General features: G+C 71.7%; 7 protein-coding genes. All 7 read right to left on the minus strand.

The annotated features are described in order from the left end of the window. Nucleotides 1-31 precede the first annotated feature (31 nt). Genes ACNAYW_RS22910 through ACNAYW_RS22940 form a run of 7 tightly spaced genes read right to left on the minus strand, consistent with a single transcriptional unit; the run spans nt 32 to nt 8,516 of the window. Nucleotides 32-2,605, minus strand: coding sequence for an ABC transporter permease (locus ACNAYW_RS22910; RefSeq protein WP_415851928.1), 2,574 nt, complete (start codon nt 2,603-2,605; stop codon nt 32-34). Beyond that, nucleotides 2,605-3,384, minus strand: coding sequence for an ABC transporter ATP-binding protein (locus ACNAYW_RS22915; protein ID WP_415851929.1), 780 nt, complete (start codon nt 3,382-3,384; stop codon nt 2,605-2,607). The genes ACNAYW_RS22910 and ACNAYW_RS22915 overlap by 1 nt, the downstream gene beginning before the upstream one ends. A gap of 22 nt (nt 3,385-3,406) precedes the next feature. Further along, nucleotides 3,407-4,045 (minus strand): 3-oxoacid CoA-transferase subunit B, encoded by a 639-nt coding sequence (locus ACNAYW_RS22920; RefSeq protein ID WP_415851930.1) that lies wholly within the window; start codon nt 4,043-4,045, stop codon nt 3,407-3,409. Beyond that, the gene (locus ACNAYW_RS22925; RefSeq protein WP_415851931.1) at nt 4,045-4,740 is read right to left on the minus strand and encodes a 3-oxoacid CoA-transferase subunit A; all 696 of its coding nucleotides are present in this window, start codon (nt 4,738-4,740) and stop codon (nt 4,045-4,047) included. Before ACNAYW_RS22925 ends, ACNAYW_RS22920 begins: the two co-directional genes overlap by 1 nt. Further along, on the minus strand, nt 4,737-5,654 hold the full coding sequence (locus ACNAYW_RS22930; protein ID WP_415851932.1) for an intradiol ring-cleavage dioxygenase: 918 nt from the start codon (nt 5,652-5,654) through the stop codon (nt 4,737-4,739). Before ACNAYW_RS22930 ends, ACNAYW_RS22925 begins: the two co-directional genes overlap by 4 nt. Then, on the minus strand, nt 5,644-6,726 hold the full coding sequence (locus tag ACNAYW_RS22935) for a maleylacetate reductase (RefSeq protein WP_415851933.1): 1,083 nt from the start codon (nt 6,724-6,726) through the stop codon (nt 5,644-5,646). The genes ACNAYW_RS22930 and ACNAYW_RS22935 overlap by 11 nt, the downstream gene beginning before the upstream one ends. Beyond that, on the minus strand, nt 6,723-8,516 hold the full coding sequence (locus tag ACNAYW_RS22940) for an FAD-dependent oxidoreductase (protein ID WP_415851934.1): 1,794 nt from the start codon (nt 8,514-8,516) through the stop codon (nt 6,723-6,725). Before ACNAYW_RS22940 ends, ACNAYW_RS22935 begins: the two co-directional genes overlap by 4 nt. Nucleotides 8,517-8,652 lie beyond the last annotated feature (136 nt).

Raw genomic sequence — 8,652 nt, forward strand, 5'->3', positions numbered from 1 at the left:
CGGCCGCGCGCGATCTGTGACACGCAGGGACTCAGCCCTCCGCAATGGCGGCGAGCGGGGGCGTGCGGGCGGCGCGGATCGCGGGGAGGATCGCCGCACCCACGCCGACGAACGCGGAGGCCACCAGCATGACGATCACCGTCGACCACGGCACCACCACGGAGCCGAGGCCCTCGTCGCGGAGCGCGTGCACGAGCGAGACCCCCAGCAGCACCCCGAGCACGAGGCCGAGGGCCGCGCCGAAGACCGCGATGAGCATCGACTCGAGGTAGATCGAGCGGCGCACCTGCGAGCGGATGAGACCGATCGCGCGGAGCATGCCGATCTCGCGGCGCCGCTCCACCACCGACAGTGCGAGGGTGTTGACGATGCCGAGGATCGCGATGACCACCGCGAGGCCGAGCAGCCCGTAGAGCACGCCCATCAGCGCGGTGATCGCCTGCCCCGCTTGATCCTTGAGGTCGTCCTGGTCGTCGACGTTGACCACGAGCAGCGGCTTCACCGCCTCCCGCAGCCGCTCCTTGAGGTCGCTCACCGACGTGCCGTCGGCGGCGTCGACGAACACCGACTGCGGTGCGACGAGCGGCGCGGTGGATCCGCTCGCCGGCGGATACAGGGTGTTCATGTCGGCGGCGGTCACGACGATCCCCGAGAGCGAACCGCCGGTGGCGGAGTAGATCCCGGTCACGGTGAGCTTCGCGGTGGTGGCGCCGACGGCGGACACGGCCTCGACCGTCGAGCCCACGTCCCAGCCGCGATCCCGCGCGGTCCGGTCGTCCACGAGCAGCCCGCCCTGCTTCAGCGTCAGCTCGCCCGCCGTCCGGGTGAGGTTGAACGCGGTGGTGATGTCGCCGTCGACACCGAGGGCGCTGCGCCGATCGCCGCCGATCCGGACCGGCACGCCGTAGAGGATGGTCTTCGCGCCGACGCCGGGAACGCCCTCGATGGCGGTGAGCGCGGCCGGCGGCATGCCGAGCGACGGGGCCTGCAGCATGAGGTCGGAGCGGATGCCCTGATCGACCTGCGCGTCGATCGACTTCTGCATCGACGCGCCGAGAGTGCCGATGACCCCGACCAGCGCCACGCCGATCACCAGCGCGAAGGCGGTGGCGGTGGTGCGCTGCGGATTGCGCATCACGTTGGTGCGGCCCAGCCGGCCCGCGGGGCCGAAGGGCGCGGCGATGACCTTGCCGATGCCGCCGAGCAACGGCGCCACCAGCGCGGGGCCGCCGATCACGATCGCCAGGATCAGCCCGAAGCCGGCGACACCGACCTCGATGGCGGCGGTGGAGCCGACCTCGGTGGTCGCCACGAACAGCAGCGCCAGCGAGCACAGCAGCAGCGCCGCGCCGACCGCGCCACGCACGAGCAGCGACTGCGCCGAGCCGCCGTCCTGCGCGCGCATGGCGGCGACGGGCGGCACCCGCGAGGCCCGCACCGCGGGGATCAGCGCGGAGATCACCGTGACGACGGTGCCGACCACCATCACCGTGATCACCACGGACGGGCTCACGGCGAGGCCGCCGTCGGGGAATCCGGCCCCCGCCGCGGTCACGCCGGCGCGCAGCAGCACCGCGAGGCCGATGCCGACGGCGAGGCCCAGCGCGCTGCCGACCACGCCCACGACGAGCGCCTCCAGCACCACCGAGTTGCGCACCTGCTCGCGGCCGGCGCCGATGGCGCGGAGCAGCGCGAGCTCGGAGAGGCGCTGCGCGACGAGCATCGAGAAGGTGTTGTAGATGATGAAGACACCCACCAGGAGGCCGATGAGGCCGAACGCGACGAGGAAGTAGTTGAGGAAGCTCAGGCCCTGGTTGATCGTGTCCTCGAACTCCTGCCGCACCTCCGCACCGGTCTGCACGTTCAGGTCGGGCAGGCGCTCGGCGAGGGTGTCGCGCAGCTGCTCGGGCGAGGTGCCCGGCGCGGCGCCGACCTCGATGTACGGGGCGGTCGCACCGTCGCCGAAGAGCTTGCGCGCCTCGTCCTTCGCGAACAGGGCACCCAGGTAGCCGCCGGAGTCGGTGGAGATCGTGTACAGCCCGACGATCGTCACGTCGATCGGGCCGGGCGAGTGCGGCGCGACGATGGTGGTCCGCGCTCCCACGGGCAGCTTCAGCCGTTCGGAGGCGGATTCGTTGAGCACCATCTCGTTCGGCGCCGACGGCGCCCTCCCGGAGGTGATCTGCAGGCCGTCGGGATCGAGGTTCTCGCCGGGCGGCAAGTAGGCGCCGCCCACCTGGGGTGCGCCGGTGGGCGAGACGACGTCGCCGTTCCCGTCGCGCAGGGCGATGGTGCCGGTGATCGCGGGGACCACGACCCGCACGCCCGGCACCGTCTTCACCTGGTCCACGACGGACAGCGGCACACCGGGCCCGGCCGGGCCGAATCCGCCCTGCCCCTGGGCGTTCTCGGGTGAGATCCGCGCGTCGACGCCGACGGCGATCCTGTCGGAGATCCCGTCGAACGCCTTCGACAGCGTGCCGGTGAAGACCATCGAGCCGGCGATGAACGACGTACCGAGCAGCACGGAGAGCACCGTCAGGACGAGGCGCCCCTTGTGCGCCAGGAGGTTCCGCAGCGCCACCCGGCGCATCGGGTTCGCCATCAGCGGGCGACGAGCTCGTCGAGGTGGATCATCTTCTCCAGCACCCGCTCCGCGGTGGGGCTGCGCATCTCGTCCACGATGCGGCCGTCGGCGAGGAAGACCACGCGGTCGGCGTAGGAGGCGGCGCGCGGATCGTGCGTCACGATGACGACGGTCTGCCGGAAGTCGTCGACCGCGGCGCGCAGGATGGACAGCACCTCGGCGCCGGACCGTGAGTCCAGGTTGCCGGTGGGCTCGTCGCCGAAGATGATCTCGGGCCGCCCGACGAGGGCGCGCGCGCAGGCGACGCGCTGCTGCTGGCCGCCCGAGAGCTCGGTGGGCCGGTGGTCCAGCCGGTCCCGCAGGCCCAGCCGGTCGATCACCGCGTCCAGCCACTGCTGATCGGGCTTGCGCCCCGCGATGTCCAGCGGCAGCGTGATGTTCTCGATGGCCGTGAGCGTGGGCACCAGGTTGAAGCTCTGGAAGACGAAGCCGATCCGGTCGCGGCGCAGCTGCGTGATCTGCTTGTCGTTCAGCGAGGTCAGCTCCGTGCCGCCCACCTGCACCGAGCCGCCCGATGCCGCGTCGAGCCCGGCGAGGCAGTGCATGAGCGTGGACTTGCCCGAGCCCGAGGGGCCCATGATGGCGGTGAACTCCCCCGCCCGGAAGTCGACGGTCACGCCCGCGAGCGCGTGCACGGCGCTCTCGCCCTCGCCGTAGACCTTGGTGACGCCGACGGCCCGCGCGGCCACCGTCTCGGGCGTGGGCTGCGTCGCGGGCGCGAACGGAGTCTGTGACATGTCACCGAGAATGCCAGAAAACCTAGCGCAGAGGGATCGGGAGCCGCTGGCGCAGTTCCGCGGCCGTTACGCCGAAGGTCTCCAGGACGCGCACCCCGTCGTCCTCGACGACGAAGACCCCGAGATCCGAGTACACCCTGCTGACGCACCGCCGGCCCGTCAGCGGGTAGGTGCAGCGGTCGACCAGCTTCGGCTCCCCGGCCTTGGTGAACAAGGTCATCATCACGTACACGTCCTTGGCGCCGATCGCGAGATCCATCGCGCCGCCGACCGCGGGGATGTCGCCCGCCGCCCCGGTCGTCCAGTTCGCGAGATCCCCGTTGGCCGCCACCTGGTACGCGCCGAGGACGCAGACGTCGAGATGACCGCCCCGCATCATGGCGAAGGAGTCGGCGTGGTGGAAGTAGGACGCGCCGGGCAGCTCGGTGACCGGCACCTTGCCCGCGTTGGTGAGATCCGCGTCGACCTGCGCCGCCGTCGCCCGCGGCCCCATGCCGAGCATGCCGTTCTCGGTGTGCAGTACGACGCCCCGCTCCGCCGGCAGGTGGTCCGCGATCCCGGTGGGCCGTCCGATCCCGAGGTTCACGAACGCCCCCGACGGAATGTCGCGCGCGATGACGGCGGCGAGCTCGTCCATGGACAAGGGGTGATCGACCGACATCAGCGAGCTCCTTCGACGGTGTAGGTACGGGTCGCGACCGCCACCACGCGGTCGACGTAGATGCAGGGCGTGACGACCGACTCGGGGTCCAGGGCGCCCACGGGGACGACCTCGCCCACCTGGACGATCGTCGTGCCCGCGGCCGTCGCCATCACGGGCCCGAAGTTGCGGGCGGTCTTGCGGTAGACCAGATTGCCCAGCCCGTCCGCGCGGTGGGCGGACACCAGCGCGTAGTCCCCGCGGATCGGATACTCCAGGACGTACTCCCGGCCGTCGATCGTCCTCGTCTCGCGCCCCTCCGCGAGGATCGTGCCCACCCCCGTGGGGCAGAAGAAGGCACCGATCCCGGCACCCGCGGCGCGCATCCGCTCGGCGAGGTTGCCCTGGGGCACCACCTCCAGTTCGACCCTCCCCGCGCGGTAGAGCTCGTCGAAGACGTACGAGTCGCTCTGGCGCGGGAACGAGCACACCACCTTGCGCACGCGGCCGGCGGCGAGCAGGGCGGCGAGCCCGACGTCGCCGTTGCCGGCGTTGTTGGACACGATCGTCAGGTCGCGGGCGCCCTGTCGGACCAGCGCATCGATCAGGTCGAACGGCATCCCCGCGAGGCCGAAGCCGCCGACCAGGACGGTCGAGCCGTCCTCGATCCCGGCGACCGCCTCGTCCGCGGTCTCGAGGACCCGGGCGGCGCTCACGCGCCCGGCACCGTCGCGGCGGACGCACCGGGCGCGAGCACCACGTCGAACCGGACCCGCGACCACGGCCCGTCGATCTCCCGGCCGTCCGGCGTCGGCGTCCCCGAGGGCTGCTCGACGAAGTCCTTGACCAAGGACTCCTTGACCCCGAAGACGCTGTCCTTGTCGAGCAGTTCGTCGCCGCGGACGAAGATGTGCGTGACGAGCCGCCGGTGGCCGTCGGCGGTCACCATGAAGTGGAGGTGAGCGGCGCGATAGGGCGAACGTCCTACCGCCTCCAGCATCTTCCCGACGGGGCCGTCGTCCGGGATCGGATAGGGCGTGGGCGTGATCCCCCAGAAGCGGTAGCCGCCGTCGGCGTCGGTGAACAGGTGCGCGCGGGCGGCGACCCTGCCGTCATCGTGCTGCACGTCGTACTGCCCCTCGTCGTCGGCCTCCCAGACGTCGATCCGAGCGCCCGGGATCGGCGAACCGCCGGCGTCCGTCACGGTGCCCTCGACCCAGCAGGGCTCGCCCACCGCGCCGAACGCCATGTCCCCGCCGAGCTCGATGCGGGGCGCCCCCGCGACGAAGAACGGGCCGAAGACCGTCGCCTCGGTGGCCTCCCCGTAGACCTGGTTGTTGATCGCGATGGTCTGCATCGAGGCGCCGAGCGTGTCCGACAGGAGCACGAACTCCTGTCTGGTGTCGTCGGTGATGCGGCCCGCGGCGGTGAGGAAGTCGATCGCGGCGGCCCATTCCTCCTCGGTCACCCGCACGTCCCGGAGGAACGCGTGCAGGTGCTCCACGAGCGAGACCATGACCTGCTTCAGGCGCGGATCGGGGCACCCGTCGAAGGAGCGGACGACACGCTGCACGACGTCGTCCTCCGCCCGCCGTTGCTGATCCGAGATCGGTTGCGTCTCACTGTTCATCGGTCGTTCCTCTCCAAGCATCGCCGAGGAGGGCCGCGAGGCCCTCCGGGGTCACGGGGGTGGGGTTGTTCGCCGGGATCGCCGCCAGGATCGGCGGTACCGCCGCCTCGATGCCGGATTCGGGCATGCCGTAGTCCCGCAGCGCCCGTGGGGCGTCGACGGACCGGCGCAGCGCCGCCAGCCCCGCGGTCGCGGTGGCGCTCCCGAGCGCCCGCGCGATCCGCCGCTCGGCCTCCGGCGCGTTCGGCGCGTTGAACGCCAGCACGTGCGGGAGGACCACCGCGTGGGTCTGCGCGTGGGGAAGGTCGTACAGACCGCCCAGCACGTGGCAGATCTTGTGGTGCATCCCCGACCCCGCGGAGGCGAACGCGGTCGCGGAAAGATATGCGCCGTAGAGGGTCTCCTCCACGGGGTCGGGGTGCTCCGCGGCCGGGTCGGTCGCGGCACCGGCCTCGCCGACCAGGCCGAGCAGGCCCGCCCGGAGTGCGCGGATCGCCTCCTCCGCCAGGGCGCGGTCGATCGGGTCCGCGCGCGGACCCCACATCGCGTCCACGCAGTGCGCGAGGGCGTTCAACCCGCTGGAGACGGACAGCTCCCGCGGCAGCGAGCTCAGCAGGGCCGCGTCGTACACCACGGACGCCGGCAGCACCCGGGGGTCCGAGCCCGTCGTCTTGACCCCGTCGGTGGTCAGGCCCCAGACGTCCGTCGCCTCGCTGCCCGCGTACGTGGTCGGTACGGCGACGATCGGGAGCCCGGTGGTCAGTGCGACCGCCTTCGCCAACCCGGTCGTCGAGCCGCCTCCGACGCTGACGAGCACGTCGACGCGCGCCGCGGCCGCGGCGGTGCGCGCACGCTCGGCGACGTCGACGGGGACGTGCATCACCACCTCCTCATGGCGCAGCGCCACAGGGATGTCCGCCGCGATGCGGTCGACCTGCGCCGCGTCGCGGGCGGAGGCGATGAGCATGGCCCGAGTACCGCCGAGGGCCGACACCTCGGCGGCGACCGCCGCGGGCGCGTCGCCCGCCCCGAAGACGACGCGCTGCGGCAGCGTCCGATGTGTGAACCTCATCGTCCCAGAACCTCTTTCACTGCATCGTCGAGCGCGGCGGTGGGATCCCCGGGGAGCGACATCGCCCGCCAGGCGACGTGCTTGTCAGGGCGCACCAGCACCGCCCCGGACTCGTCGACCTCCCGCAGCTTGGCCCAGTCGTAGTACAGGTCGGTGACGTCGCGGCCGGGACCGATCACCACCGCTTCCAGCGGTAGCCCGTACCGGTCCGCGACGCGCGCGGCCGCCTCCGCCCACGCGCCCCCGGCCACCCCGGTGATCAGGGTCCATCGGGTGTACGGGGCGAGATCCATCATGGCCATCCGTGTCCGGTTGTCCCCGACCCACGCGTGCGGCAGGTGCGCGCCCGGCGAGGTGCACGAGACGTGGTACAGATCGGCGTCCTCGCGGCCGGGCACCGGAACCGGAGCGGTGCCGTCGGAGACGACCGCGCACGACCGGTAGAACTGGCCGAGTTCCACACCGTGCGCGTTGAACTCGTAGTTCTTGGTGTTCATGGCGTCCACCAGCGCGGCGCGCTTCGCCGCCCCGGCGGGGGTGTCCGCCTTGCGCTCGGCGATCGCCGCCGCCATCTCCTCCCCCTCGAGCCCGACTACGCCCAGGGCGCTGAAGAGGTCGGCGAACTCGCGGGCGGAGCGGTTGGCGCGCTTCACGATCCGCTCGGCCACCGGCGCCCGCTCGGCGGTGTAGGAGTCGAGCAGCGACGGCGCCGCCTGCCCGCGGAGCACCGCCGCGAGCTTCCACGCCAGGTTGTACGAATCCTGGATCGACGTGTTGGAACCGAGCCCGTTCGACGGCGGGTGACGGTGGATCGCGTCGCCGGCGCAGAAGACGCGCCCGCTCTGCAGGTTCGTCGCGTACATCTCGTTGACGCCCCACAGGCTGTAGCCCGTGATCTCCGGCTCCAGGTCCGGCACACCGAGCAGGTCCCGGATGACGCGCGTGGCCATCTCGTCGTCGAGTTCGGGCGGCGGGCCGGCGATGTCGTAGCCCCAGACGATGAGCCACTCGTCCCACGGCCGCACCATCCGCACCAGTCCGGTACCGATGCCGCCGACGTTCGACCCGGGTCGGATCACCCAGTAGAGGACGCTCGGGCGGTGGTCGACCAGTGCTGAGATGTCGGCCTTGAAGGTGATGTTCATCGACCCGGCGATGTCCATCGCGCCCTCGTAGGGCAGGCCGATGTCGGCGGCCACGCGGGAGCGGGCACCGTCGGCCCCGATCAGGTACCGGGAGCGGATCGTGTACTCGTATCCGGTCAGGCGATCGCGCACGGACGTCGTGACCCCGTCGGCGTCCTGCGTGTGACCGAGGTACTCGGTGGAGAAGCGGGTCTGGGTGCCGCGCTCCGTGGCGTTGCGGACGAGGATGGGTTCCAGGTAGGTCTGTGGGATGTCGACGGTCAGACAGGGCGACGCGAGGCGGTAGTCGGCCTCGCGGTCGGGCCGCGTTCCCCACGTGCGGATGCGGCCGATCTCCTCGCCCGCGATGGAGGTGCAGAAGACGGTGTCGCCGATCAGGTCGTGCTCGGTGGCCTCCGCGAGCACCTGCTCCTCGATCCCCATGTCGCGGAAGGCCTCCATCGACCGCTGATTCGTGATGTGTGCGCGCGGCGTGTTCGCGGTCCATCGGTACTTGGTGATGAGGGTGTTGGACACGCCCAGCTCGGACAGGAACAGGGCCGCGGACGAGCCCGCGGGACCCGAGCCGACGATGAGGACGTCGGTCTCGACGACCCCGTCCTCCGGGAGGCGCGTCGCCGCGATGCCGTCGTCGAAAGCTGGCATGATCAGCCCTTTCTGCTGGAGTGAGACCAGTGTGGGGACGCACCCCGCAACGGATCCAGGAAGTCCGCCGGGGATGGCGGAAATGAGGAACAACCACGGCGCAGTGACCTGTGTCACTATGTGCGGGTGCCCGTCC

The organism is Tsukamurella ocularis, from assembly GCF_965138335.1.
GTDB classification, from domain to species: domain Bacteria; phylum Actinomycetota; class Actinomycetes; order Mycobacteriales; family Mycobacteriaceae; genus Tsukamurella; species Tsukamurella ocularis_A.